Origin of the sequence: Streptomyces sp. NPDC050759 (assembly GCF_044456945.1) — a bacterium.
GTDB lineage: Bacteria > Actinomycetota > Actinomycetes > Streptomycetales > Streptomycetaceae > Streptomyces.
On record NZ_JBITGI010000003.1, the window covers coordinates 124,524 to 151,132 of the forward strand.

The following is a 26,609-nucleotide window of genomic DNA, read 5'->3' on the forward strand; positions in this document are numbered from 1 at the left end:
AAGAAGCCGGTCAGGGCCCCGACCGTGACCCGCGCCCGCTCAGGCTCCGGTGCCGGGGCTGAAGGGGATCAGCCGCACCGACGACTCGTTCCCGGACACCGGGACCTCCCCGGACTTCCACGCCACCTTCAACGGGTCCTCCTCGTCCGGCGGGGTCACCACCAGGGCGGCAGGGGTGGCCGTTCCCGCCCCGCTGACCTCCGGGTTCGCGAAGGACAGTCCGGCCCAGGCGCTCTGGCCCGGCGCCAGCCTCACGGTCTCGGGCTCGGCGGTGGAGCGCTTCGGGTCCGGTCCCAGCTGCTTGCCGGACGCGTCGACGAAGGCGGTGCCCGGATAGCCGTGCAGGGTGCAGGTGCGGTTCGACTCGTTCGTCAGCACGACCGGGAAGTTCTCCTGCCCGGCGCCCGGGTTGTTGCGGCCGACGGAGGCGCTCAGTTCGGAGGTGTGGCAGCGGGTTCCGCCGGCCGGGGACCGCGGTGCGGACGGGGTGAGGGAGTTGCTCACCGCGTCGGTCGGCACGCCGCTCGGCACGCTGCTCGCGCCTTCTGTGGGCGAGACGGACGCGGACGCGGTGGTGGCACCGGTCGCGGGCGCCGCCGTGTCGTCGCCGCTGCCGCAGCCCGCCAGCAGACCGAGCGTCGCGACCGAGCCGGCGAGCAGTGCCGCCCGCCGTACACCGAGGGACCTGTTCGTCATGTCTCCACACTCCCGGAGAATTCACCCACGCGCGTGTACCGCGCCTTGTGCCCCGCCACAGAGGTCCGACGCGGCACGGCCGGCAAAAGTTCACTCACTCCTCGTCGAGGAGTGCGATCTCGGCCCAGATCGTCTTGCCCTCGGCCGTGTGCCGGCTGCCCCAGCGCTGGGTGAGCTGTGCGACCAGGAGCAGACCCCGGCCGCCCTCGTCCCAGGTCTTGGCGCGGCGCAGGTGCGGGGCGGTGTGGTTGGTGTCGGAGACCTCGCAGATCAGCGTGGTCTCGTCATGGATGAGCCGCAGCCGGATGGGACGGGCGCCGTACCGGATCGCGTTCGTCACCAGCTCGCTCACCACCAGCTCCGCCGTGAACGACGCCTCGCTCAGGTCCCAGCGATCCAGCTGCTGGACGACCTGCTTGCGGACGGGCGCCACCAGCGCCGGGTCGGCCGGGATGTCCCAGGTCGCCACCTGGGAGGCGGGCAGGCCCAGGGTGCGGGCCAGCAGCAGGGCCACGTCGTCCGAGGCGCCGCCGGGCGGGAGCAGCGCGTGCAGCAGCCGGTCGCAGGTCTCCTCCAAGGAGTCGGAGGGAACGGCCAGGGCCTCGCGCAGCAGGGCGTGACTGGCGTCCAGCTCCCGCTCCCGGGTATCGATCAGGCCGTCGGTGAACAGGGAGAGCACGCTCCCCTCGGGCAGTGCCAGCTCGGCGGACTCGAACGGCAGCCCGCCCAGGCCCAACGGCGGCCCCGCGGGCAGGTCCACCTCGCGTGCCGCGCCTCCCGGCGTCAGCATCACGGGCGCCGGATGCCCGGCCCGGGCCAGCGTGCAACGCCGCGACACCGGGTCGTAGACCGCGTAGAGACAGGTGGCCCCGACCTCGCCGGGGCTGCCCTCGTTGCCGGCCTCCGCGGACAGCCGTACGACGAGGTCGTCGAGGTGGGTGAGCAGTTCGTCCGGGGCCAGGTCGATGTCGGCGAGGGTGCGGACGGCGGTGCGCAGCCGGCCCATCGTCGCCGAGGCCTGGATGCCGTGCCCGACCACGTCCCCGACGACCATCGCGACCCGCATTCCCGACAGCGGGATGACATCGAACCAGTCGCCGCCCACCCCGGCCCGCGCCGCCGGAAGATAACGCGACGCCGCCTCCACGGCGGCCGTGCGCGGCAGGGAGCGGGGCAGCAGACTGCGCTGCAGCGCGAGGGCGGTCTCACGCTCGCGGGAGAACCGACGGGCGTTGTCGATGCAGACGCCGGCCCGCGCGGTGATCTCCTCGGCCAGCAGCACATCGTCCGGGGTGAACGGGTCGGGCCGCCGGTAGCGGGTGAGGACCGCGACCCCGAGGGTCTGGCCGCGGGCCTGGATCGGTACGGACATCGTGGAGTGGACGCCGAACTCCTTGACCCGCTCGCCGCGGATTCTGTTCCAGTTGAGCCACTGGTCCAGGCGCCCGGACGCCACCGTGGCGACGATGGTGCGGCCCGCCACCAGCGAGTCGGCCTGCGGCGAGGTGGCCGGATACAGCTCGGTGTGCCCGGGCTTCGTCACGGCCATCGGATTGCCGGGGTCCACGGAATGGTGGGCGGCGCGCCGCAGTTCGACCGGCGCCGCGAGCTCGGTCGGGGCCTCGCCGCTCTCCTGCTGGTCCAGCAGGTCGACGCTCACGAAGTCGGCGAGCGCCGGAATGCAGACGTCCGCCAACTCCTGGGCCGTACGGGTGACGTCGAGGGTGGTGCCGATCCGCACGCTCGCCTCGTTGACCAGCTGGAGCCGCTCCCGGGCGAGGTAGTGCTCGGTGAAGTCGTGTCCGGTCAGACAGGCTCCCCGCACCCGTCCCGAGCCGTCGGTGAGCGGGGCGATCCGGGTCAGCATCCCGGCCGCGCGGTCGAGGCCGCTGGGACGGACGTACCCCTCGACGTCGCGTGCCCGCCCGGTGGCGAGCACCTCGGCGAGGAGTTCCTCGACCTCCGCGTTCTGCCGGCGGACGCCGATGTCCGTGATCCTCAGTCCCCTGACCTCGTGGTCGGGCAGGTCGATCAGCGCGGCCATCCGGTCGTTGATCCACCGCAGGCGCAGCCGCTCGTCGCAGACCAGCATGGGACAGGGGGACTGGGCCAGCGCGGCCGCGGTCACCACGTCGTCCGGCGGGTCGAGCTCCGCGTGGTCGGGGCGGACGACGGCCCGCCAGTCGGCCCGGCCATCCCGCGACGGTCTGCGGAGGGCGAGCAGGTGGACAGGGACCGTGCGTCCGTCCCGGTGCCGCAGAGCGAGGTCGCCGCTCCAGCGTGGGCCGACGGGGGCGGGCAGGGCATCCGGCTCGGCCAGCAGGGCCGCGGCGGGGCGGCCCAGCACCTCGGGGGCCTCGTACCCCAGCAGCCGCTGGGCACCGACGCCCCATCTGGCCACGGCGCCCCGGTCGTCGATGACGGCCCGCGCGGTCGAGGCATCGTCGAACGGATCCACCGGCCTCATCGTCGCCACTCCATCGCGCCTACGCACAGTGAACAAGTGCGTAAATTGGGTCCCAGCCTAGTGCGTCCCGCCCGCCAGTGAACGCCGATCCCACCTGTACGGGGCGGCGGCGCGCGGAGGCGAATGGGCCGTCCGTGGGGGCGGCCGGGACAGAAGGCGCTTTCCGCACTCTTGACGGGCCTGAGTGGCACGTCGTCAGATTCTGTGTGTTCACGATCAGTTGTGAGTACTTCTGGGCCCTGATGAGGGAGAGCCGCCATGACCGTCACGCGCAGATCGGTTCTGCTCGCTTCCACGGCCGCCCCGGCCGCGGGCGCGCTGCTGGCCACCCCGGTGGCCCAGGCCGCCGAGTCCGCCGGGAACGCGTCCGGCCGCCGTACCGTCGCGCTGCGCGACGGCTGGCGCTTCGCGCTGGTCGACCCGGGCGGGATCACCGATCCGACGGGGGAGTACACGGACGCCGCGGCCCCGGGCTACGACGACTCGGGATGGCGCGAGATCGCGGTGCCGCACGACTGGAGCATCGAGCTCGCCCCGACCACCGAGAACGGCACCACCAGCGGTACCGGCTTCTTCCCCGGCGGCCTGGGCTGGTACCGCCTCGCCTTCACCCTGCCGCCCGCCTTGTCCGGCAAGCGGATCTCGGTGGAGTTCGACGGCGTCTACATGGATGCGTACGTCTACTGCAACGGCACCGAGGCCGGCCGTCACCCCTACGGCTACACCGGCTTCGCCCTCGACCTCACCGACCTGCTCCACACCGACGGCACCACCGAGAACGTGCTCGCGGTCAAGGTGCAGAACCGGCTTCCCAGCAGCCGCTGGTACTCGGGCAGCGGAATCTACCGCGAGGCCCGCCTGGTCGTCACCGACCCGGTGCACGTGGAGCGCTGGGGCACTCAGGTCACCACGCCGGAGATCACCGCCGAGCGGGCCCGCGTCAGGGTGCGGACCTCGGTGGTCGACCGGTCCGGCACCGCGGGGCCGGTCGAGATCCGCTCGCGGATCAAGGACCCCCGGGGCCGGACCGTGGCCCGCACGGCCACCATGATCACGGTCGGGACACAGGCGACGGAGACCCATGAACTCACCGTCCCCGAACCCCGGTTGTGGGACATCTCAGCGCCCCACCGCTACACCCTGGAGACCGAACTCCGCCGCGAGGGCAAGCTGGTCGACACCTACCGCACCCCCTTCGGCCTGCGCACCTTCCGCTTCGACCCGGACGAGGGCTTCCATCTCAACGGCACCCACCACAAGATCAAGGGCGTCGACCTCCACCACGACCTGGGCGCCCTCGGCGCGGCCGTCAGCATCGACGCGATCCGCAGACAGATGACCATCATGAAGTCGATGGGCGTCAACGCCTTCCGCACCTCCCACAACCCGCCCTCCCCGGAGATGATCCAGGTCTGTGAGGAACTGGGCATCGTGATGCTGGTGGAGGCGTTCGACTGCTGGCGCACCGGCAAGACACGCTACGACTACGGCCGGTTCTTCGACGAGTGGTGCGAGAGGGACGCGACCGAGATGGTCCTCGCGGCCCGTAACTCGCCCGCTGTGCTGCTGTGGTCGATCGGCAACGAGATCCCCGACTCGACATCCACTGCCGGACTCGCCATGGCCGACCGGATCATCGCCGCGATCAGGGCCGTCGACGACACCCGCCCGCTGATCATCGGCTCCGACAAGTACCGCCGCCTGCCCGCCAAGGGCTCGGCGGCCGACCTGATGCTGGCCAAGCTGGACGGCCTCGGTCTGAACTACAACACGGCCAAGTCGGTGGACCAGCTGCACGCCGCCTACCCGCACCTCTTCCTCTTCGAGTCCGAGTCGTCCTCCGAGACCTCGACCCGCGGCGCCTACCAGGAGCCCGAGCACCTCAACACCGGCGAGAACCACACGCCGGGCAGGCGGGAGACCTCGTCGTACGACAACAACCTCGCCTCCTGGACCATGAGCGGCGAGTACGGGCACAAGAAGGACCGGGACCGGAAATGGTTCGCCGGGCAGTTCCTCTGGTCGGGCATCGACTACATCGGGGAGCCCACGCCCTACGACGTCTTCCCGGTGAAGGCGTCCTTCTTCGGCGCGGTCGACACCGCCGGCTTCCCGAAGGACATGTACCACCTCTTCCGCAGCCAGTGGGTCGACGAACCGATGGTCCATCTCGTTCCGATGACCTGGAACCATGCGGAGGGCGACACGGTCGAGGTGTGGGCGTACGCCAACGTCCCCACCGTCGAGCTGTTCCTCAACGGAAAGTCCCTCGGAACCCGGACCTTCGACACCAAGAAGACCACCGACGGCCGGCTGTACCTGGAGACCACGGAAGCCACCGGCGACGACAAGACCTTCACCGACGGGCCCTACCCCGGCAGCTACACCAGCCCGAACGGCAGCGCGGGCAAGCTCCATCTGACCTGGAAGGTGCCTTACGCGCCGGGTGAGTTGAAGGCCGTGGCCCGCAGGAACGGCAAGGTGGTCGCCACCGACGTGCTGCGTACGGCGGGCAAGCCCCATGCCGTACGCCTCACCGCCGACCGCCCTTCGCTCGCCGCCGACGGCCGTTCGCTGGTCTTCGTCACGGCGGACGTCGTCGACTCCCGGGGTGTGGTGGTGCCGGACGCCGAGCACCTGATCTCCTTCACGGTCACGGGCGGCTCCCTCGCCGGTCTCGACAACGGCCGCGAGGAGAGCGCCGAGCGCTACCAGGCCTCCACCCGGACCGCCTTCCACGGAAAGGCCCTCGCGATCGTGCGCTCCGGTACCGAGCCGGGAGTCCTGAAGGTCACGGCGAGCGCGGCGGGCCTTCGGGCGGGCAGCACGAAGGTGCGTACCACCCCGTCCCGGTCGGTCGCCGTCACCGAGCCGGCTGCCTTCACCCCCGATCATCCGGCGCCCCCGAACTACCCGCAGGCGGACGCGAGTTACTCCGGCCGCCCGGACACCCTCCCGGCCGCGATGCTGGACGGGGACCCGGCCACCGGCTGGTCCAACGCCTTCAGCAAGGCGGCCACCGCCCTGCTGCCCGCCTTCAGCGGCGCGAGGGCGAAGGACTGGGTCTCCGTGGACTTCGGACGGACCCGCACCTTCGACCGGGCGGAGATCTCCTTCACCGTGAGCGCGACCCACAGCTTGCCCGCGGCGGTGGAGGCCGCGGTGTGGGACGGGAAGCGGTATGTGCCGGCCGAGGGCGTCTCGGTCGCCTGGGCCACCGCCTCCGACCAGCCCACGGTGGTCACCTTCGACGCCGCTCGCGGCTCCCGGCTCCGCCTCACGCTGACCAGCGCGTATCCGGGCGAGACCAGGGGAGCCGTGCGCATCAGCAAGTTCGAGGTGCCGGGGAGCTGACTTCACCGGCAGCGGTCCGGACGGGAAACCAGTCCCGTCCGGACCGTTGACTGGGTGTCATGCCTGCAACAAACATGGCCTGCGACCGTCAGTTGGGAGCGCTCCCATTGTGAGCGCCGCCCGTACCTCCCCCGAGGAGACCGGACGTGAACAGACGCAGAACCGCCCTGTTGTCCCTGACCGCTCTGCTGGGAGCGGCTGTTGTGGCCTCGCCCGTGTCCCCGGCCGCCGCGGACGAGGTCGAGCAGCTCAAGAACGGCACCTTCGACACCGCCATCGCGCCCTGGTGGACGAGCAGCAACGTCACCGCGGGCCTGTCCGCCGGGCAGCTGTGCGCGGACGTGCCGGGTGGCACCGCCAACCGCTGGGACGCCGCCATCGGCCAGAACGACGTCTCCCTGGTGAAGGGGGAGTCGTACAAGTTCTCCTTCACCGCGAACGGTTCGCCGGAAGGGCACGTCCTGCGGGCGATCGTGGGGCTGCAAGTGGCGCCCTACGACACCTACTTCGAGGTGAGCCCCCAGCTGAGCGTCTCCGGGAACTCCTACTCCTACACGTTCACCTCGCCCGTCGACACCGCGCAGGGCCAGGTCGGCTTCCAACTCGGCGGCAGCGCCGACCCGTTCCGCTTCTGCATGGACGACGTCTCCCTCCTGGGAGGGGTCCCGCCCGAGGTGTACGAGCCCGACACCGGACCGCGCGTGCGCGTCAACCAGGTCGCCTATCTGCCCGCCGGGCCGAAGAACGCCACCCTGGTCACCGACGCCACGACGAAACTGCCCTGGCAGCTCAAGAGCGCCTCCGGAGCGGTCGTCGCCCACGGTTGGACCGTGCCGCGCGGCACCGACGCCTCCTCCGGGCAGAACGTCCACTCCATCGACTTCGGCGCCTACAAGAAGCGCGGTGAGGGCCTCACCCTGGTCGCGGACGGCGAGACCAGCCGGCCCTTCGACATCGGCACGGGCGCCTACGAGCAGCTCCGCCTCGACGCGGCGAAGTACTACTACACCCAGCGCAGCGGCATCGCGATCCGCGACGACCTGCGCCCGGGCTACGGACGCGCCGCCGGGCACGTGAACGTGGCCCCCAACCAGGGCGACAAGGACGTGCCCTGCCAGCCGGGAGTGTGCGACTACACCCTCGACGTCACCGGCGGCTGGTACGACGCCGGCGACCACGGCAAGTACGTCGTCAACGGCGGCATCTCCACCTGGGAGGTGCTGAGCACGTACGAACGCGAACTGCTGGCGCGCACCGGGCAGCCGGCCAAGCTCGGCGACGGCACCCTCGCCATCCCCGAGAGCGGCAACAAGGTGCCCGACATCCTCGACGAGGCCCGCTGGGAGCTGGAGTTCCTGCTCAAGATGCAGGTACCGGACGGGCAGCCGCTGGCCGGGATGGCCCACCACAAGATCCACGACGAGCAGTGGACCGGTCTGCCGCTCCTGCCGAGCGACGACCCGCAGAAGCGTGAACTGCACCCGGCGTCCACCGCGGCGACCCTGAACCTGGCCGCGACCGCCGCGCAGGCCGCCCGCCTGTACAAGCCCTACGACAAGGCGTTCGCGGCGAAGGCCCTGGCGGCCGCCCGCAAGGCCTGGACCGCGGCGCTCGCCCACCCCGACCTGTACGCCTCGGAGAGCGACGGCACCGGAGGCGGCACCTACGCCGACAACAACGTCACCGACGAGTTCTACTGGGCGGCGGCCGAGCTGTACCTCACCACGGGGGAGAAGGCGTTCCAGGACCACGTGCTCGCCTCACCCGTCCACACCGCAGACATCTTCACCCCCGTCGGCTACGACTGGGCCCGTACGGCCGCGGCGGCCCGCCTGGACCTGGCGACCGTGCCGAGCAAGCTGCCCGGCCGCGACAAGGTCCGGCAGTCGGTCGTCAACGGCGCCGACCGCTACCTGGCCACGCTGAAGGCCCACCCGTACGGCCTGCCGTACGCCCCGGAGGGCAACCTCTACGACTGGGGCTCCAACCACCAGATCCTGCACAACGGGATCGTCATCGCCACCGCCTACGACCTCACCGGCGCCACGAAGTACCGGGACGGAGCCCTCCAGGGCATCGACTACATCTTCGGGCGCAACGCACTGAACATCTCGTACGTCACCGGATACGGCGAGGTCAACTCCCATAACCAGCACGCCCGTTGGTACGCCCACCAGCTCGACCCGAACATGCCCAACCCGCCGAAGGGCACCCTCGCCGGCGGGCCGAACTCGGGCATCCAGGACCCCTACGCACAGAGCAAACTCCAGGGCTGCGTCGGCCAGTTCTGCTACATCGACGACATCCAGTCCTGGTCGACCAACGAGCACACCATCAACTGGAACTCGGCCCTGACCCGGATGGCGTCCTTCGTGGCGGATCAAGGCTGACGTTCGCGTGCTCCACCAGCTCACCGGGCCGCTCGTGCGCGGTGAGCGTGTGGAGCCGGGACTGATCGAGCGGCTGGTGCACCTCGACGTACTCACCGTGCGGCAGCCGCTTGATCACACCGGTCTCCCGGCCGTGCAACACCAGCTCCCGGTCGCGGAGTTGAAGGCCCAGGCAGATCCGCCGGGTGGCGACGAAGACGACCGCCGGGACGACGAACATCCCGATCCGGACCGCCCAGGTGACGGTGTTGATCGACAGGTGCAGCCGGGTCGCCACGATGTCGTTGCCGCCGCCCGCCAGCAGGATCAGATACAGGCTGATCCAGGACGCGCCGATCGCCGTACGGACCGGACGGTTGCGCGGGCGGTCGAGGAGGTGGTGCTCCCGCTTGTCCTTGGTGAACCGGGCTTCCAGGAACGGATAGACGCCGATGAAGACCAGGAGGAGCGGGAAGATCACCACCGGGATCAGGACCCCGAGGACCAGCGTGTGGCCCCACAGGGTGACCTCCCAGCCGGGCATCACCCGCACCAGGCCCTCCGCGAACCCCAGGTACCAGTCGGGCTGGGCGCCGGTGGAGACCTGGTCGGCGCGGTAGGGGCCGTACGACCAGACGGGGTTGATGCTCGCCACCGCCGCGATGAGCGTGAGCGCCCCGAACACCAGGAAGAAGAACCCGCCCGCCTTCGCCAGGTACACCGGGAAGAACGGCGTCCCGACCACGTTGCGTTCGGTCTTTCCGGGGCCCGCGAACTGGGTGTGCTTGTGATAGACGACCAGGATCAGGTGGGCCACCACGAGCGCCGCCATGATGCCGGGGATCACCAGGATGTGCAGCGAGTAGAAGCGGGCCACGATGTCATGGCCGGGGAACTCGCCGCCGAACAGGAACAGCGCCAGATAGGTCCCGACGATCGGCACCGACACGGTGGCGCCGTAGACGAACCTCATGCCCGTGCCCGACAGCAGGTCGTCCGGCAGCGAGTAGCCGAAGAGGCCCTCGAACAGGCCCAGGAACAGCAGTGACCAGCCAAACAGCCAGTTGACCTCGCGCGGCTTGCGGAACGAGCCGGTGAAGAAGTGCCGCATCATGTGCGTGAGCATCGCGGCGACGAAGATCAGGGCCGACCAGTGGTGCAGCTGCCGGATCAGCAGCCCGCCGCGCACGTCGAAGCTGATGTCCAGCGTCGAGGCGTATGCCTCCGACATGCGCACGCCGTTGAGGGGCGTGTAACTGCCGTGGTACGTCACCTCGTTCATCGACGGGTGGAAGAACAGGGTCAGCCACACCCCGGTGAGGATCAGCACGACGAAGCTGTACAGACAGATCTCGCCGAGCAGGAAGGACCAGTGGTCCGGGAAGACCTTGCGCAGGTACTTCGCGCCCAGCGTGCGGGTGCCGAGCCGTCCGTCGAGCCAGCCGGACAGCCGCTCGCCCTTCCCCGGCTCCGCCGGGCGTTCCACGGCAGTCACGCCTCCTCCTTGTGTACATGCGTGAGCTTGTCGGGATTGGTCACGACGAAGAGGTTCGAGACCCGGTCGCCCTCCGGTGTGAGGTCCAGGACGATCACCGCGTACGGCGAGTCGTGCTCGAACAGCACGGCCGCGTCGTCGCCGTTGACGCGCCGGTAGCGCAACTCCAGGCCCTGGCCCGGAACCTGCGCCCCGCCCCGCTTCGCGTAGCCGGTGAGCAGCCGGGCCGCCTTCTCCCGGCCGTGCACCGGACGCAGGGCCTGCTTGCGCATGCCGCCGCCGTCCGTCCACACCGTCACGTCCGGCGCGAGGATCTCCATCAACTCCGCGATGTCCCCGCCGAGGGCGGCCCGCACGAACCGTTCGGTCGCCTCCCGGCGGACCCGGGGATGGGCCTCGTACAGCGGGCGGCGGGCGTGCACATGGGCCCGCGCGCGGTGCGCCAACTGCCGTACGGCGGCCGGGGTGCGGTCGATGATCTCCGCGATCTCGGGGTGGGCGTAACCGAACACCTCGTGCAGCACGAACACCGCGCGCTCCAGCGGGGACAGCGACTCCAGGACCACCAGCATCGCCAGCGACACGGACTCGGTGCGCAGCGCGGGGTCGTCGGCGCCGGTCTCGTCGGTCATCAGGGGCTCGGGCAGCCACGGGCCGACATACGTCTCGCGGCGGCGGTTGACCACGGCCCGCCGCTGGAGCGCGTGGTTGACGGCGATCCGGACCAGATAGGCACGGGGGTTGTCGATCCCGCCGGCGCCCCGGCGCGACCACGACAGCCAGGTGTCCTGGAGCACGTCCTCGGTGTCGGTGACGCTGCCCAGCATGTTGTAGACGACGCCGAACAACAGCTCCCGGTGCTCGACGAAGACACCGGTCGCCTCTTCGGTGTCGGGAACGGAGATCTCGGACATCTCGTGTGGCCTCCCAGTAGCGCGCTCACTACTGCGAGGCCGTCGGGCCCCGGAATGTGACATCGGGCGGCCGAATGTGACCCACGCCTCACCGAGGTCGATCGTGGCCCGCCGCGTGACGCGGCCGGACGGGCCGTGCCGGTGCCGACCGCGACCGGGCCGGGCCGTGTCCCGGGCGGCCGTGAACGCGAAACCGGATCGCCCGGCGGTTCCGGCGCCCTCGGCCACGTCGGGCGGACATCGACGATCCGGACGAATGCCGCCGGATTCCCGCACCGCTTGGAGGGCGCCCTCTCGAAGCCCGGCCGGCCGTGTGCTAGGACGCGTCGTGGAACACGAGTCCGAGCGCGTGCCGCCGGCCGGAGCGCACGACGCTCACGCCGTGTCGCATCGCCCCGGCCGACCAGCCGCGCTTGCTGCGCACCGGCCGGTCCCGGGTCGTGAAGACCACGCCGTGGCCCCGGGGGAGGACGGTCGCCGTGCCCCGGGACTGGGCCCGGGGACGCTGCTCGACCATCAGGAACTCGCCGCCGGTGTAGTCGGTGCCGTACTCGTCGAGGCCGACCACCACCTGCAGCGGGAAGACCAGGTCGCCGAAGACGTCCCGGTGCAGCGCGTTCCAGTCGCCCCGCGTGTAGCGCAGCAGGATCTGTGCCGAACGGTCCTGCCCGGCCGCGTGGCAGCGCTCCAGCCACTCCTCCAGGGAGTCAGGCCACGGCGCCGGGCGTCCCAGACGGGCCGCCCAGTCACGGGCGACGGGCAGCAGGCGGGGGTAGAGCGCGGCGCGCAGTGCGGACACCGGGGCCGGCAGGTCGTGGGTGAAGTAGCGGTACTCACCCGACCCGAAGCGGTGGCGTGCCATGTCCACGGTGGTCCGGAAGAGTTCCGGCTTCTCGTAGAGCGCTGTCAGGTCCCGGCATTCGGCGGGCGTCAGCAGCGGTGCCGTCGGGGCGCAGCCGTGCGCGTCCAACTCGACGGCGAGCGCGGCCCAGTCGGTCTCGGCGACCCGGGCGGCGGCCAGGTCGGGGGTGACGGTCATGTCGTTTCCTCCTCGCCTTCGAGTGTGGGTCGCCCCTCGTCGCGCGTCCGGCGGGAATCGGACACCGTGCTCGCACCTCTCCGGTACCGCTCGACGGATGATCTGACCTGCGGATATTTACGGTTGAGTACCTGAGAGGTACCGTGAAGGCATGCCAGCTCTCAACGTGGAGTTCAGCGATCGCGAGCTAGAGGACCTGCGGCAGATCGCCAAGGAGCGCGGTACGTCGATGAAGGCCCTCGTGCGGGAGGCCGCCGCGGCCGACATCGCCCGGCACCGGGCCCTGCAGGAAGGCGCGGAAGCGTTCCGGCGGTTCTTCTCCGCCCACGCCGACGAGTTCGCCGCCGCCTTCCCGGAGGACGAACCGGCCGCCAGGGGTGCGGGGCGGGTCGGCTGACCGATGGCTTCCGTCGTTCACATCGACGTGCCCTGGCTGCTCCAGCGGCACGAAGAGGTCCTGCCCGACCAGCCCACGATCAACGACTTCTCGGCCCTCGTCGCCGCCGTCGCCCGGCATCGCGTCGACCCGCCCCGCCTGGGCGTCGACTCCGACCCCGCCTGGCGCGCCGCGGCCCTGCTGCACACCCTGGCTCTGCTCAAGCCCTTACCGTCGGCCAACGCCCGCTTCGCCTGCGCCACCGCCGTGGCCTACATGTTCGTCAGCGGCGTCGGCATCGACCCGCCCTACGGCGCCCTCGTCGACCTCGCCCGCGATCTGATCTCCGGCAAGACCGATGTGTACGGGGCGGCGGACCGGCTGCGCTCCTGGCAGATCTGAGGCCGCCCGGCCGTCCCGCCCCCGGGGCCGCCGACCGAGGGCGGGAGGAACGGGGTCGGCGGCCGGGGTTTCGCGCGGGAGAGCCGCCGTCCAGCGCGGGGCCTCCGAGAAGGGCCGCCTCCAGTGGACTACCGGTCGCCGCCCGGGGGGAGCGTGCGTTGCGCTCCGGCGCGTGCGCGCGTTTCACACGGGGCGCATGGAATGTCGAAAGCCGGTGCGAGCGCACGCAGTTGCGACTCCATCCGGCTGTCTTTCAATTGGCACGGATGTTGCTCTGGTGCCCTTGTTGGCCGTGAGTGACTTGTGCAAGGGTGAACCACCTATGTGGGGGGCAGGGGCCGGGTCGCATTCGTCCCGTGGGGAACCGGGGTGGAGGGGCGTCGGCGAATTCGTGCTTCCCACGCCCGCGCCCAAAAGGGATGCCCCGTTCGGCACTTCTTTTCGGCAACGAGAACTTCTGTGAGTCCCATGTCCGTGGGAAGGAATCCGCTCAGTGCCAACCCCCCACCCACCGCTCCCTCCTTACCCGCCGCCCGGCGGCGCCTCCGGAGAATCCGACGAGGATCTCGCCGCCCGGCTCAGGGGCCGTCCCGACGGTGAGGCCGCCCAGTCCGTCGCGCTCCTCATGGCGCGCCACTGGAAACCGGCGCACGAGTACGCGGTCATCTGCCTCGCCTCCCCGTCCGAGACCGCCTCCATGGTGGCCGCGGCCGCCTTCCACCAGGTCCTGGACCGGCTGGCACTCGGTGAACCGGCTCTCGCGCTGCGCCCCAGAACCCTCGTGGCCGTGCGGGACACGGTCAGGGAGTGGACGGCCGAGGACCGGATCACCGATGTTCTGCCGGACCTGGTGAAACCGAACGGTGGCCGCGGCATGCGGGCCGCGAAGTCCATGACCCCCGAAAATCGCAAGCTCGCCGAGCGGTCATTCCAGTCCCTTCCCGGACTCGCCCGCTGCCTGCTGTGGCACACCGAGGTGGAGGCGGAGTCGATTGTCGTGCCCGCCGCACTCCTCGGCATGGCCACCGACACCGCGTCGGCGGCGCTCGAACAGGCGCGTGAAAAATTCCGTGAAGGATGTGTACATGCCCATCGGGAACTCGCGCCGACCAAGGATTGCCGCTTCTACAACCGGCTCCTCGACGTTCCGATTCGCCGCGGCGGAGCCCTGCTGCCGGATGTCCAGCAGCATCTCGCGGAGTGCCGCTACTGCCGTTCCGCCGCGGAACAACTGAGCCATTTCGAGGGCGGCTTGGGCGTGCTGATCGCCGAGGCCGTGCTCGGCTGGGGTGCCCGTCGCTATCTCGAACTGCGCGCCGGGCGTACGCCCCAGACCGCGGCCCGCGGCCGTGGCACCGGCCGGCACGGCGCGGAACGCCGCCGCATCCTCGCGCGTATCCCCACCCCTGGCCGCCGCGCTCCCGGTGAGGGCGGGGGCCTGCGGTCCTCACGGACGCTGCTCACCGGAGTGGGCCTCACCTCCGCCGGCCTCCTCGCGGCCATGCTCGCCGCCGGGCTGTGGTCGCACGACGGCGGCGCCGACCCTGCCGCCTCCACCAGCGCCACCGGCGGCGACACGGCCCCGGGCGCCGACACACCGACGCCCGGCACCGCCCAGCTGCCCACCGCACCGGCGGTGACCCGGCTGCGCAACGCCGCCGCCGACCTCTGCCTGGACGTCCGGGGCACGGTGAAGGAGGGCGCCGGCACCGAACTGGCGGCCTGCTCGACCGAGCGGACCCAGCAGTGGTCGTACGAGAAGGACGGTCTGCTGCGCAGCGAGGCGGATCCGGAGCTGTGCCTGGACTCGCGCGGGGACGCGGGCGTGGTCATCCTCGGCACCTGCGCGGGGGACAGGGCGAAGCGGGCCGACGACGTGCGCTACGACCTCACCGTGCAGGGGGAGTTACTGCCCCGCTGGGACGAGCGGCTCGCCCTCGCCTCCACCACCGAGGACCCGGGCGCCGACGTCGTCGTCAAGGTCCGCGACCACTCGGACCAGCAGCGCTGGCTGACCGACCCGGTCTCCAGCGCGAGCCCCGGCTCGCTGTCGGTCACCGGGAGCGAGGCCCCGCAGGCCCGGCCCGCGGAGCTCACGGACCGGATCTAGGACCAGGGAGGCCTCCGCTCACGGAGGCCTCCCCTCAGGCGGGGCCCTCCACGAGGTCGTCGGGGCCGACCGTGGCCGGGCTCGCGTGGCCCGAGAGGGCGAGCGTGAGGTCCAGCTCCGCGAGCAGACAGCGGATCACGTGCTCGACGCCCGGCTGTCCGTCCAGGCCGAGGCCGTAGACGTACGGCCGCCCGAGGAGCACCGTGCGGGCGCCGAGCGCGAGGGCCTTGAAGACGTCGTCCCCGGTGCGGACCCCGCTGTCGAAGAGGACCGTGAGCCGGTCACCGACCGCCTCCACCACCCGCGGCAGCGCGTCGGCCGCCGCGACCGCCCCGGCGACCTGGCGGCCGCCGTGGTTGGACACCACGACCCCGTCCATCCCGGCGTCGGCGGCGAGGCGGGCGTCGTCCGGGTGCAGTACGCCCTTGAGGACGATCGGCCCCTCCCAGTTCTCCCGCAGGAACGCGAGATCGGGCCAGGTCTTGCCGGGGTCCGCGAACATGCCGACGAAGTGCAGCACGGCCGCGTTGGGATCCTCGTGCACCGGCTTGGCCAAGCCCGCCCGGAAGGCCGGGTCGGAGAAGTAGTTGGCGGTGCCCACGCCGTGCAGGAACGGCAGATACGCCTGGTCGAGATCGCGGGGCCGCCAGGACAGCAGCGGAGTGTCCAGGGTGACGACCAGGGCCGTGAACCCGGCGGCCTTGGCCCGGTTCAGAAAGCTCAGCGCCACCTGCGGGTCCTTCGGCCAGTACAGCTGGAACCAGCGCTCGGCGTCCCCCATCGCCTCGGCGACCTGCTCCATCGGCGTGCTGGAGGCGGACGACAGGATGTACGGCACGCCCTGTGCCGCCGCTGCCCGGGCCGCCGCCGGCTCCGCGTCCGGGTGCATGATCGACAGGACGCCGACCGGCGCCAGCGCCAGCGGGGCGGGCAGGGAACGCCCCAACACCTCGACGGACAGGTCGCGTTCGTGGACGTCCCGCAGCATGCGCGGGACGATCCGGCGCCGCTCCAGCGCCGCGCGGTTCGCCCGCGCCGTACTGCCGTCGCCCGCACTGCCCGCGACATAGCCCACCGGCCCGGGGCCCAGGCGCTGCTCGGTGAGCTCCTCCAGCCGGGTCAGGTCGGTGGGCAGCCGGGGCACCGCACCCGACATCCCGCCCAGGTAGATCTCGTACTGGAAGTCCGCCCAGTGCTTGGCCATCCGTCCGAACCGCCTCTCGTCGTCGGGTGCGCCGACGATATCGGCGGGCGGGCGCCGGCCAGGAGGGGAGGACCGTGTCTAAACGGACTCGGTGAGGATCCGGGCCAGTTCGCGCGGCTGGGAGAACATCGGCCAGTGGCCGGTGTCCATCTCGACCAGTTCCCAGCGCTCGCTCTGGAGCAGCTCGGCCACGACGGGCATCGGCTCCTCGTCGTCGAGGAGGCACTTGATGTAGGTCGCCGGAAGCTCGCCCAGGGGACGGGTGAGGACGGCGGGCTCGGTGAGCGTCGGGCCCGGGTGCGGGGACGCGCATTCGATGATCCGGGCGATCTGCTCGTCCGTCAGGCCCTGCCCTGCGAAGTGCTCCGGGCCCACCGGCAGCCAGAAGCCGTCGTTCTCCTCGATCGCCTTGCGGACGTGGTCGCTCGGCCATCCCGACAGGAACGACTCCCCGTCCACGGGCACACTGGAGTCCACGAACACCACCCGCGCGAGCCGGTCACCGATCCTCTCGGCGGCCTGTCCCACGGGTATGCCGGAGTAGCTGTGTCCGACCAGCACCACCTCGCGCAGGTCCAGCCGCTCCACCTCGTCGACGATGTCCCGCACATGGGTCTGCTGGCCGGCCGGCACGCCCCGCTTCTCGGCGAGGCCCGACAACGTCAGCGGACGGGGTTCGTGCCCGGCCGCGCGCAGCTCGTCCGCGACCTCGTCCCACGCCGACGCGCCGAGCCTCGCGCCCGCCACCAGTACGAAGTTGGTCATGCCCGCAATGTAGCCGAGGGCACCGACACCGCCACCGGTCCGGGGTTCGGGAAGGCCCTGCCGACTGTACGGTCATCCATCCTCCGGGTCCCCGGTGGAGGAATCGGCCACCTCCTCGCTGTCCGGACCCCGCTCCCGCACCCGCTGGACGTGTTCCAGGGAGTCCCGCAGCTCGGCGAGCCAGTCGTCGGTGTGCCGCTGGACCAGCCGGACGCACCAGGCGAGGGCATCGCTGCGGCTGCGGGCGACCCCGCCGGCGATCAGGGTGTCCAGGACCTGGCGCTCGGGCTGGCGCAGCCGGGTCATGACGGGCGCGGCCACATGCGTGAACAGGACGCGCTCGTCGTCGCACTCCACGCCCCAGGACACCTTCCGGCGGAACTTGTGCTCGGCCTCGCGGGCGACCTCGATCCGATCGTCCCGGGTGCGCTCCCGGAACTCCTGGATCCTGCCCTGTACGGCCGCCTCCCGCTCGGCGGCCGAGACGTCCTCGGCGAGCCGGGGGCCGGGGATGCGGCCGATCACGGTGATCTCCTCGCGGTCGACGACCACCTCGGCCAGGGCCTCGAAGAGGTCGTCGGGCAAGCGGCCGGTGAACCAGCCGCGCAGCTTCTCTCGTTGTTCGTCAGTAATCATGTAATGACGATTACTCCATTGCTTCGGGAACGCAAGGGGCTGTGACGGTGTGCGCTCACGGCTGAAGCGGAATGTTTCAGGCCTATTGCTCAGGCGGGGTGTTCAGGCCATCCGGCCGGATCGGGCGATCAAGAACCGCCCGGTTGAGGGGCTCGGCTGTTCGGATGATGTGACTTCACGCCACTGATTCAACACGCAAGGTTACTGAAAGCCGTGGGGTCGATGTGAAGTTCGGGCCAGGACTCGGCAGACTCGCGCTCGCCGCTCCGGCACCGACCGAGTCGGAGGGCACACCCTCGAATCCAGCGGAAGGATGCACACAATGCGGAACACCGCGCGCTGGGCAGCGACCCTCGGCCTCACGGCCACCGCCGTCTGCGGACCCCTGACCGGGGCCGCTCTCGCCGAACCGGCCGCCGCCTCAAGCCTCTACGCTCCCTCGGCCCTCGTGCTGACCCTCGGCCACGGCGACAATGCCGCCACCGTCACCCCGGAACGTGCCGTCACCCTGACCTGCGCCCCGACCTCCTCGGGCACCCATCCGGCAGCGCCCCTGGCGTGCGCCGAACTGCGCGCCGTGGGAGGGGACTTCGACGCCCTCGGGGCCAGACCCGACGCCCTGTGCACCAGGGAGTACGACCCTGTGGTGGTCACGGTCGACGGCGTATGGCGGGGCAAGCGGGTCTCCTACGAGCGCACCTTCGCCAACGAGTGCGTGAAGAACTCCTACGGGACGAGCGTCTTCGCGTTCTGAGAGACCGGGATCGCGTGGTCCCGTGACCTGCCCGAGGGGCCCGCAGTTGGGGAGTGCCGCCCCTCTCACGGAACCCCGTGATCCCGCACCGAGGGCCGGCGGACGGAGTGGGGCCGTCCGCCGGACCCTCGGGTCACGCCTTCTCCGGGAACTCCGGGCACTGACTCCTTACTGGGACCGAGTCCGCTCCCGGTGGCTGGTGTCGCACCACGGATAGCGACGACTGCGCCGACAGGTGCACAGGGCCACCCGGAAGCGGTCGGAGACGACGGTGCTGCCATCCTCGAGTTCCACTTCCACGGGGCCCTCCACGAGCAGCGGGCCCCGGTGCTGGACCCGGATGCGGCGCGGTCGGCCGGAGTCAGAGGGGGAGTTCGGCACGGACGACCACCAGCTCTTCCTTTTCGTCGTGGGCGGCGTCGGCGGGCAGCAGACCGCGCTCGCGCAGCCATGCCTCCCGGGTACGCAGCACCGGTCCGTACGCGATGCGGTGACGGCGGGTCACGGCGGCCTTGAGGCCTGCCGCGCGCAGATGCCCCACCGTCCGTCCGGAGTCGCTCAGTTCGGAGTGCACGATCAGCAGCACCCCTCCGGGGCGCAGCAGGGCGGGCGCCTCGCGGCAGACGCGGTCCAGCACGAACCGCCCGTCGTGACCCGCGTCCCAGGCTCGCGCCCTTCCGCGCGGCGGCCGGACGTCCGTCGGTGCCGGCACATACGGCGGATTGGTCAGGATGAGGTCGAACGACTGGTCCCGCACGGGGTGGAAGAGGTTCCCGCGCCGGACCCGGACCCGCGCGCCGGTCAGCCAGGCGTTCGCCCGGGCCGTGCACACCGCCCGCCACGACACGTCGACCGCGGTCACCCGGCTGCCCCGGCGCGCCGCTTGAAGAGCGAGAGCACCGGTCCCGGTACCCACGTCCAGAACGTCCGCGCCCGGCGGCAGCGGTTCCTCGGACAGGGCTCCGGCCAGCAGCGCGGTGTCCTCCTGGGGGACGTAGACACCGGGAAGAGTCAGAGGGGGAATCAGCGATCTCACGGTGCCCAAGTACCCCGACATTCAGGAAATATGGTGGATTTCGGAGAGCGTGGGTGCGCGCAGGGACGAGCGTCCGTCCGTCCAGTCGCGCAGCAGACGCTCGGCGAGCCGGTCCTCGACGAGTCCGGTGACGTCGATACCGAAGGCGACGTCGTGGGCGAGGTGCGGTTCCTCGGCCAGCAGACCGCCGATGACCTCGTGGCGTACGACCTGTTCGTGGACGGCGTCGGCCTCGACGTGCTCGTCGTAGAAGTGCTCGGCGGCCGGTCCCGCGCCGGTGCGGCGCATCGCTTCGGCGAGTCGCCGGGAGCCGGGCGAGGAGGTGATCTCGACCGCTGCGAAGTGGCCCACGAGGGCGCCGCGCAGGCTGCGGTGCAGGCCCAGCAGGGACATGAGGTTCACCGTCGCGAGCATCTCCGCGCAGGCCGCCTCCAGGTAGTACCCGTACGTCGTGTCCAGGCCCAGGTCCGTCATCAGGTCGGCGAACAGGCGGGCGTGGACGCGGTCGGGGCGGCCGCCGCCGAACTCGTCGAACTCCACCGCCGCCATGCCCGCCTTGGCCCGGCCCCACAGGCGCGGCAGCACCCACGCGTGCGGGTCGGCTTCCTTGAGGTGGTAGAGCGAGCGCTGGGCCGCGTATTCGCGTACATGCCACAGTTCGCCCTCCTTGCTCAGGAAATGGCTGAGTCCCGTGCCGTCGACCGGCTCCACGAGGAGCCCGGCGAGCGCGTCCTCGACGCTGTCGTGGACCGGGGTGTCCGTGCGCAGGGCGGACAGGAAGCGGTGCTCGAGGACCGCCCTGGTGCGCAGCAGCCCGGGGTCCCACTCGTGGTCGGAGGAGACGCCCGAGAAGCCGCGGTAGTGCAGTTCGTAGCAGATGTACAGGGCGAGCTGGAGGTCGTCGCCGTACACGTCCGCGCCCGCGACGGCCTGGTGACGCGGGAGCGGTCCGGCGCCGAGCAGATACTCCTGGACGGCGGCGGAGACCGGGCCCCGGGCCGGCGGCAGCGGCGGTTCTTGGCGGTCGTGATCCATGCGCCCCGGGTACCCGTGAGGCGGGAGGTCACCCGCCTGCCCGGAGTGGGCCGGGGAGGTCGTCGCCGGCGGCCCGCCCGCGGGGCGCGCCGCCGGTGGGTCACTCGCCCTCGGACTCCTCCTGGGCCCGGGTGTTGGGGGTGATGGCGTCTGCGGCCTCACCCTTGTGCCCGCGCTTTCCGTCGGGGTCCTGGACGCGCTTCTCGGCGTCCTCGAACTCCTGCAGGACCTCGTCCAGGGCGGTGTCCGGCTTCTGCTTCTTCTCCGGCACGGCTGTCTCCTCTTTCCTCTTTCTCTTCGTTCAGGTCGTGGCGGTCGCGATGCGCAGGGGGACCGGCTCCACGGGAGGCGCGTGCTCCTCGTTGCGGCGGGCGATCTCGGCCCACCAGGAGGCGCCGTCCTCGATGTGCCGCAGCAGGACCCCCTCACGGATCGCCCAGGGGCAGATGGTGACGGTCCTGATGCCGGTGAGCTTCATCGCCGTGTGCCCGACCACCGCACCGGCCAGGCTCTGCGCGGCGCGCGGCGCGGAGATGCCGGGCAGTTCGGCCCGCCGTGCGGCCGGGAGGACGGCCAGGCGCTCGACGGCCTCCCGCAGGTCGGCGCGGTGCATCCGCCGCTCCACGAACGGGCCGCGCCGGCCGGGCGGGGTTCCGCACAGCCGCCCCAGCTGCTCGAAGGTGCGCGAGGTGGCCACCGCCGTGCGCGGTCCCTCCCAGCGGATCCGCGACGCCACGTCCCTCAGCTGGTGGCGGACCTTGCGGCGCAGTGCCCGCACCGCCTCCGGGGGCGGCGGGTCCTGCCCCTCGAAGAACTCATGGGTCAGTCGGCCCGCGCCCAGCGGCAGCGAGGCCACGTAGTCCGGCAACCGGCCGCGTCCGAAGGCGACTTCGAGCGACCCGCCGCCGATGTCGAACAGCGCGAGGGGTCCCGCGCGCCAGCCCATCCAGCGCCGCGCACCGAGGAACGTGAGCTCCGCCTCCACCTCGCCCGGCAGGGTGTACAGCCCGACGCCGGTCCGCGTGCGGACGGTGCGCAGCACCTCCTGACGGTTCGGCGCGGACCGCACGACGGCGGTCGCGAACGCCAGCGGCCCGGCCGCGCCCCACTTGGCGGCCGTCCGGCTCGCCCCTTCCACCGCCTCCACCAGCCGCTCCACGGCCTCCTCGGGCACCGGTCCGCCCGGCCGTACATGATCGGAGAGTCTCAGCCGCCACTTCGCCGTGTGCACCGGCAGTGGCACCCCGCCCTCGGCGTCCGCCACCACCAGCCGGACCGTGTTCGATCCCACATCCACCACGCTTATCCGCATGGACCTGTGGGTACCCACGGACGACCGCCTCCAACGTCAGCGGTCCGGTCGGGCGTCGCTCTCGGCCACCGGCCCGGCACACCGCGTCGCCGTCGCCTTGCTGAGAACCGCGAGAGGGGCCGCCGTCTCCCTGCTGACGGCGGCCCCTCGGACCAAGCGGCTCGTGCTGCGGCTACTGCTTTGCCGCGGTTACTACATGTGGACGACCGGTGCGGCGTCCGCGTCCTGCTCCGGCACCCCGCGCCGGAAGAGCAGGAAGGTGATCAGCGTGCCGGCGGCGAAGAGGCCGGCCGACCACCAGAAGGCGGTGGTGTAGCTCTCGATCGTCGCCCCGGCCTGGACCAGCTTGTTCGTCGGGTCCTTGCCGACCAGGTAGTCGGCGGCGGCGCTCGCGGCCAGCGTGTTCAGCAGCGCGGTGCCGATCGAACCGCCCACCTGCTGCATGGCGTTGACGGTGGCGGAGGCGACCCCCGCGTCCTCAGCGGCGACCCCTCCAGTGGCCAGTTGCATGGCCGGCGGCATGACCAGGCCGAGGCCGAAGCCGGTCACGATCAGCTGCGGCAGTACGGCGGACACGTAGCTGGAGCCGACGTCGATCCCGGTCAGCCAGACCATGCCGACCGCGGCGACCGCGAAACCCAGCGGGATGACCAGCTTCGGTCCGATCCGCGGGACCAGCATCGTGGTGCTGACCTGGGCCGCCACCATCAGCGCGGCGACCATCGGCAGGAACGCCGCACCGGTCTTGGTCGGGCTGAAGCCCAGGTTCAGCTGGAGGTAGTAGGTGAGGAAGAGGAAGACACCGAACATGCCGCCGCCGGAGATCAGCACGGCCAGGAAGGAGGCCGCCCGGTTGCGGTCCGTCAGGATGCGCAGGGGCAGCAGCGGGTGCGCGGCACGGGTCTGCCACCAGGTGAAGGCGGCCAGCAACGCACCGCCCGCGACCAGGAAGCCCCAGGTCTCGGGAGAACTCCAGTCGTGCGTCTCGGCGTTGGAGAAGCCGTACACCAGGGAGAAGAGGCCGGCGGCGACGAGCAGCGTGCCGGGCACGTCCAGCTTGGAGTTCGCGGCGTCGCGGTGGTTGTGCAGCAGCAGCCAGCCGCCCGCGAAGGCGACGACGGCGATGACGACGTTGACGTAGAGGGTCCAGCGCCAGTCGAGCGCGTCGGTCAGGACGCCGCCGAGCAGCAGACCGACCGCACCGCCGGCACCGGCGATGGCGCCGTACACGCTGAACGCCCGGGCCCGTTCGCGAGCGTCGGTGAAGGTCGTGTTGAGCAGGGACAACGCGGCCGGGGCGAGGAGCGCGCCGAACGCGCCCTGCAGGGCGCGGGCGGTGACCAGCATCTCGAAGTTGGTGGCGGCACCGCCGAGCGCGGAGACGGCCGCGAAGCCGACGACACCGATGAGGAAGGCCGTCTTGCGGCCGAAGAGGTCTGCTATCCGCCCGCCGAGCAGGAGCAGGGAGGCGAACGCCAGCGCGTAGGCCGTGACGATCCACTGCCGGTTGCCGTCGGAGAAACCGAGGTCGGCCTGGGCCGAGGGGAGGGCGATGTTCACGATGGTGGCGTCCAGGACCACCATCAGCTGGGCGAGGGCGACGACGGCGAGAATCCACCACCGCTTGGCCGAAGCGGCGGCCGGTGCCTCGACGGCGCCCTCCTGCCCGCTCTCGGTCAGAGTCTTCTGGGACATGGGAAACAACTCCAGGGAAAGTTGGCTGTGCCCGACCGGCTCATAAACGAAACCGTTTCGTACACGTCGAGGCTAGACCATGCCGAGCGAAACGGCAACGTTTCGCTGAGGGGGGGGGCGGCGACCCGAGCGCCGCTACGCCATCTGCCGCCGCACCAGCTCGTGCAGCCGACCGCCCGTGTCCGCGAGGAGCTGAGCGGGCGGCCCCTCCTGGGCGACCTTGCCGTTCTCCATCACGATCACCCGGTCGGCGTCCAGCACCGTGGACAGGCGGTGGGCGATGACGATCCGGGTGGCGTTGAGGGCCTTGGTGGACTCGATGACCGTGCGCTGGGTGTCGTTGTCCAGGGCGCTGGTCGCCTCGTCGAAGAAGAGGATGCGCGGCCGACGGATCAGCGCCTGGGCGATCATGAGCCGCTGGCGCTGGCCGCCGGAGATCGCCCCGCTGCCCGAGACGATGGTGTGCAGCCCCATCGGCATCCGCTGGATGTCCTCCGCGAGCCCCGCCATCGCGGCCGCCGCCATCGCCTCCTCGGGCGTGTACGGCTCGGTGCCGCAGATGACGTCCAGGATGGAGCCGGTGAAGGGCTGGGCGTGCTGGAGGACGACACCGCACTGCCGGCGCACCGCCGACTGGTCGAGGGCGGCCAGGTCCTGGCCGTCGTAGAGGACACTTCCGGAGACCGGGCGGTCGAAGCCGATCAGCAGCCGCAGCAGGGTCGACTTGCCGCAGCCGCTCGGGCCGACGATCGCCACGAACTCACCCGGCCGGATCTCGAAGGACACGTCGTCCAGGACCAGGGGACCGTCCTCGGAGTACCGGAAGGAGAGCCTGCGGGCCTCCATCGCCCCGGTCAGCGGGCCCGGCCTGGTGCTCGCCGTGCGCACCTCCGGCTGCGCCTCCAGGACCGGCTTGATCTCCTCGAACAGCGGCAGCGCGGCCACCGCCGAGACGAAGGCGCCGGTGAGCTGGGTGACCGCGGTCAGCAGCATCGTCACCGAGGTGTTGAAGGTGAGGAACTCCGCCGCCGACATCGAGCCGCGCGCCGGGCCCGCGAGCAGCATGAACATCAGCAGCGTGCACAGCGGGAGATAGACCGAGCCCATCACCGAGGTGAGGTTCTTGATCCGGCCGACCTTCTGCTGGAGCTCGCGGCTGCGGGCGAACTCCGAGGCCCAGGCCGCGTACGCGTAGTTCTCCGCGGCCGCCACCCTCAGCTTGGGCAGACCGCGCAGGGTCTGGAAGGCCTGGTTGTTCAGCTTGTTGCCGAGCACGACCAGTCGCCGCTGCCAGCGCACCTGCCACAGCCCGAGGCCGAGGAAGCCGGCGGCGATGACGACGAGCATGCCGATCGCCGCCATCGCCATCGGGACGCTGTACCAGAACAGCAGGCCCAGGTTCATCGCGCCGATGGTCACCGACTGGGCGACGGTGGGGCCGATGCCCGCCATCATCCGGCGGATTGAGCTGATGCCCATGGCCTGGCTGGCCAGTTCGCCGGTCGAGCGCTCGGTGAAGAACTTCGTCGGCAGCCTCAGCAGCCGGTCCCACACGGCCGGTTGCAGGGTCGCCTCGATACGGCCCTCCAGACGGAGCATGGTGAGGTTCTGCAGCAGCATGAAGGCCGCCGTCACCACCCCGCTGACCATCACGGCCAGACACACCTGCACGATCAGAGCGGTCTGCGCCTTCGGCACGAACTCGCCGAGCACCTTGCCGGTCGCGATCGGGACCAGCGCGCCGATCGCCACCGTCACCAGACCACTGAGCAGCAGGTTCGTGACATCGCCGCCGGTGCCGCGCATGCTGAACCGCAGCAGCCCGAGCGGGCTGAGCTTCCGGTCGGGCAGCGGGCGGTAGAACATCACCGCGCGCGGCTCGAACTCCTCCGCGTTGTCCTTCTCGATCGGCGTCTCGCGGCCCGTCGCCGGATGCACGGCCACATAGCCGCCGCGCCGCCACAGCAGCGCGACCGGCGCACCCGACAGCGCCCGGTGGCCCACCAGCGGGCCGACGTTGTCGCGCCACCAACTGCCGTCCAGGCGCACCGACCTGATCCGGACGCGGGAGGCGAGGGCGATCCGCTCGACCGGGTCGAGACGGTCGCTCTCGGTGCCGCTGTGCGCGTTCTCGGCGAGCGGGATCCCGGCCGCGTCGGCGACCAGCTTGCAGGCCGCGTAACTCGCGTCGGCGTCGGCCGTCGTCGTGCGCTGCTTCGACTTGCCGATGGACGCCAGCAAGGTCCGGTCGGCCTGGGCGCGCACGGCCTCACCCGCCTTGATACCGGCGGCCGTCCGGGTCTCGTGGGTGCGCTCCAGCTGCTCGATCCAGCGGTCAAGCGTGGTCAGCAGCCGGTACTGCTGGTCGACCATGGACTGCCAGACCGCCGGGTCCATCAGCAGGTCGGCGGCCGCCTCGGCGCCGTAGAGCGAGCCGTACTGCACGCTGCCCGGCGGCACCTGCATCCAGAACACGTCGTCGTCGGTCGGGGCGGCGGCCCGCTCGTCGGCCATCGGCGCCTGGAAGAGGATGGACAGGCTCCGGCCCACCCCGAGGGCGAGGGCGTACTCCAGCGGGCTCGTCGTCGGGGGCACGTACTGGGGGTTGCCGTACTCGTCGTACGACCACGTCTGGGTGTTCGCCGGCTCGTACAGTTCGCGCAGGCCGATGCGGTGCAGCACGCAGTCCCTGAGGGGCCGAGCCACCAGGGTGTGCTGCGGTCCCGCCACCGGCCCGAGCAGCAGCGCGCCCGGCTCCAGACGGCCCAGGTGGTGCCAGTGGCCCTGCTGCCCGGCGTCGACCGCGAACAGGTCCACCGCGCCCGACACGACCAGCCAGAGCACCTGCGGCCCTTCGAGGTCGATACGGCTGAAACCGGCGCAGTCGACCCGCGTGCCCATCTGCCCGAGAGCGCCCAGGACCACATCGCCTTCGTGTGCGGTAGTCATC

21 protein-coding genes are annotated in these 26,609 nt (G+C 71.3%); 6 read left to right on the forward strand and 15 right to left on the reverse strand.

Features of this window, described 5'->3' with window-relative positions; all coding sequences use genetic code 11:
• Positions 1–39: 39 nt before the first annotated feature.
• Together ACIBJB_RS10535 and ACIBJB_RS10540 are read right to left on the reverse strand one after the other, a co-directional pair.
• The gene (locus ACIBJB_RS10535) at positions 40–696 is read right to left on the reverse strand and encodes a DUF4232 domain-containing protein (protein ID WP_398928732.1); all 657 of its coding nucleotides are present in this window, start codon (positions 694–696) and stop codon (positions 40–42) included.
• A gap of 94 nt (positions 697–790) precedes the next feature.
• Positions 791–3,163 carry a SpoIIE family protein phosphatase gene (locus ACIBJB_RS10540; RefSeq protein ID WP_398928734.1) on the reverse strand — a complete coding sequence of 791 codons (2,373 nt, stop codon included), beginning with the start codon at positions 3,161–3,163 and terminating at the stop codon, positions 791–793.
• 258 nt (positions 3,164–3,421) lie between these two features.
• On the opposite strand from ACIBJB_RS10540, the gene ACIBJB_RS10545 reads away from it, so the two are divergent.
• On the forward strand, positions 3,422–6,517 hold the full coding sequence (locus ACIBJB_RS10545) for a glycoside hydrolase family 2 TIM barrel-domain containing protein (RefSeq protein ID WP_398928736.1): 3,096 nt from the start codon (positions 3,422–3,424) through the stop codon (positions 6,515–6,517).
• A 146-nt stretch (positions 6,518–6,663) separates the two neighbouring features.
• Positions 6,664–8,907: a glycoside hydrolase family 9 protein gene (locus ACIBJB_RS10550; RefSeq protein WP_398928738.1), complete on the forward strand. Its 2,244-nt coding sequence runs from the start codon at positions 6,664–6,666 to the stop codon at positions 8,905–8,907.
• On the opposite strand, the gene ACIBJB_RS10555 is transcribed toward ACIBJB_RS10550, so the two are convergent.
• The 3 genes from ACIBJB_RS10555 to ACIBJB_RS10565 form a co-directional block, all read right to left on the reverse strand.
• Complete coding sequence (locus ACIBJB_RS10555) at positions 8,852–10,381, reverse strand: cytochrome bc complex cytochrome b subunit (protein ID WP_398928740.1); 1,530 nt, start codon at positions 10,379–10,381, stop codon at positions 8,852–8,854. The genes ACIBJB_RS10550 and ACIBJB_RS10555 overlap by 56 nt on opposite strands.
• A complete protein-coding gene (sigJ, locus tag ACIBJB_RS10560) occupies positions 10,378–11,295 on the reverse strand; it encodes an RNA polymerase sigma factor SigJ (protein WP_398928742.1) in 918 nt (305 codons plus the stop codon). Before sigJ ends, ACIBJB_RS10555 begins: the two co-directional genes overlap by 4 nt.
• A gap of 316 nt (positions 11,296–11,611) precedes the next feature.
• Positions 11,612–12,334, reverse strand: a complete 723-nt coding sequence (locus tag ACIBJB_RS10565) for a 2OG-Fe(II) oxygenase (RefSeq protein WP_398928745.1) — start codon at positions 12,332–12,334, stop codon at positions 11,612–11,614.
• A gap of 151 nt (positions 12,335–12,485) precedes the next feature.
• On the opposite strand from ACIBJB_RS10565, the gene ACIBJB_RS10570 reads away from it, so the two are divergent.
• The 3 genes from ACIBJB_RS10570 (at position 12,486) to ACIBJB_RS10580 (ending at position 15,222) form a co-directional block, all read left to right on the forward strand.
• Complete coding sequence (locus ACIBJB_RS10570) at positions 12,486–12,731, forward strand: hypothetical protein (protein ID WP_020117150.1); 246 nt, start codon at positions 12,486–12,488, stop codon at positions 12,729–12,731.
• Positions 12,732–12,734: 3 nt separating this feature from the next.
• The gene (locus tag ACIBJB_RS10575) at positions 12,735–13,112 is read left to right on the forward strand and encodes a hypothetical protein (protein WP_007386606.1); all 378 of its coding nucleotides are present in this window, start codon (positions 12,735–12,737) and stop codon (positions 13,110–13,112) included.
• 493 nt (positions 13,113–13,605) lie between these two features.
• Positions 13,606–15,222, forward strand: a complete 1,617-nt coding sequence (locus ACIBJB_RS10580) for an RICIN domain-containing protein (RefSeq protein ID WP_398928747.1) — start codon at positions 13,606–13,608, stop codon at positions 15,220–15,222.
• 34 nt (positions 15,223–15,256) lie between these two features.
• On the opposite strand, the gene ACIBJB_RS10585 is transcribed toward ACIBJB_RS10580, so the two are convergent.
• The 3 genes from ACIBJB_RS10585 to ACIBJB_RS10595 all read right to left on the reverse strand — a co-directional run bounded on the left by ACIBJB_RS10585 (position 15,257) and on the right by ACIBJB_RS10595 (position 17,827).
• Positions 15,257–16,426 (reverse strand): lactate 2-monooxygenase, encoded by a 1,170-nt coding sequence (locus ACIBJB_RS10585; RefSeq protein WP_398928749.1) that lies wholly within the window; start codon positions 16,424–16,426, stop codon positions 15,257–15,259.
• Positions 16,427–16,504: 78 nt separating this feature from the next.
• Positions 16,505–17,191 carry an alpha/beta fold hydrolase gene (locus ACIBJB_RS10590; RefSeq protein WP_398928751.1) on the reverse strand — a complete coding sequence of 229 codons (687 nt, stop codon included), beginning with the start codon at positions 17,189–17,191 and terminating at the stop codon, positions 16,505–16,507.
• 72 nt (positions 17,192–17,263) lie between these two features.
• Positions 17,264–17,827 carry a hypothetical protein gene (locus ACIBJB_RS10595; RefSeq protein ID WP_398928753.1) on the reverse strand — a complete coding sequence of 188 codons (564 nt, stop codon included), beginning with the start codon at positions 17,825–17,827 and terminating at the stop codon, positions 17,264–17,266.
• A gap of 322 nt (positions 17,828–18,149) precedes the next feature.
• On the opposite strand from ACIBJB_RS10595, the gene ACIBJB_RS10600 reads away from it, so the two are divergent.
• Positions 18,150–18,581, forward strand: coding sequence for a protease inhibitor (locus ACIBJB_RS10600; RefSeq protein ID WP_398928756.1), 432 nt, complete (start codon positions 18,150–18,152; stop codon positions 18,579–18,581).
• Between the two features lie 168 nt (positions 18,582–18,749).
• On the opposite strand, the gene ACIBJB_RS10605 is transcribed toward ACIBJB_RS10600, so the two are convergent.
• The 7 genes from ACIBJB_RS10605 to ACIBJB_RS10635 form a co-directional block, all read right to left on the reverse strand.
• A complete protein-coding gene (locus ACIBJB_RS10605) occupies positions 18,750–18,962 on the reverse strand; it encodes a CDGSH iron-sulfur domain-containing protein (RefSeq protein WP_398928758.1) in 213 nt (70 codons plus the stop codon).
• Complete coding sequence (locus ACIBJB_RS10610; protein ID WP_398928760.1) at positions 18,943–19,638, reverse strand: HemK2/MTQ2 family protein methyltransferase; 696 nt, start codon at positions 19,636–19,638, stop codon at positions 18,943–18,945. The genes ACIBJB_RS10605 and ACIBJB_RS10610 overlap by 20 nt, the downstream gene beginning before the upstream one ends.
• Positions 19,639–20,652 (reverse strand): iron-containing redox enzyme family protein, encoded by a 1,014-nt coding sequence (locus tag ACIBJB_RS10615; protein WP_398928762.1) that lies wholly within the window; start codon positions 20,650–20,652, stop codon positions 19,639–19,641.
• Positions 20,653–20,752: 100 nt separating this feature from the next.
• Positions 20,753–20,923, reverse strand: a complete 171-nt coding sequence (locus tag ACIBJB_RS10620) for a hypothetical protein (protein ID WP_398928765.1) — start codon at positions 20,921–20,923, stop codon at positions 20,753–20,755.
• Positions 20,924–20,953: 30 nt separating this feature from the next.
• Entirely contained in the window at positions 20,954–21,964 is a 1,011-nt protein-coding gene (locus ACIBJB_RS10625; protein ID WP_398928768.1) for a Ppx/GppA family phosphatase, read from the reverse strand.
• 192 nt (positions 21,965–22,156) lie between these two features.
• On the reverse strand, positions 22,157–23,659 hold the full coding sequence (locus tag ACIBJB_RS10630; protein ID WP_398928770.1) for an MFS transporter: 1,503 nt from the start codon (positions 23,657–23,659) through the stop codon (positions 22,157–22,159).
• 135 nt (positions 23,660–23,794) lie between these two features.
• The gene (locus ACIBJB_RS10635; RefSeq protein ID WP_398928773.1) at positions 23,795–26,608 is read right to left on the reverse strand and encodes an NHLP bacteriocin export ABC transporter permease/ATPase subunit; all 2,814 of its coding nucleotides are present in this window, start codon (positions 26,606–26,608) and stop codon (positions 23,795–23,797) included.
• Position 26,609: the final 1 nt, after the last annotated feature.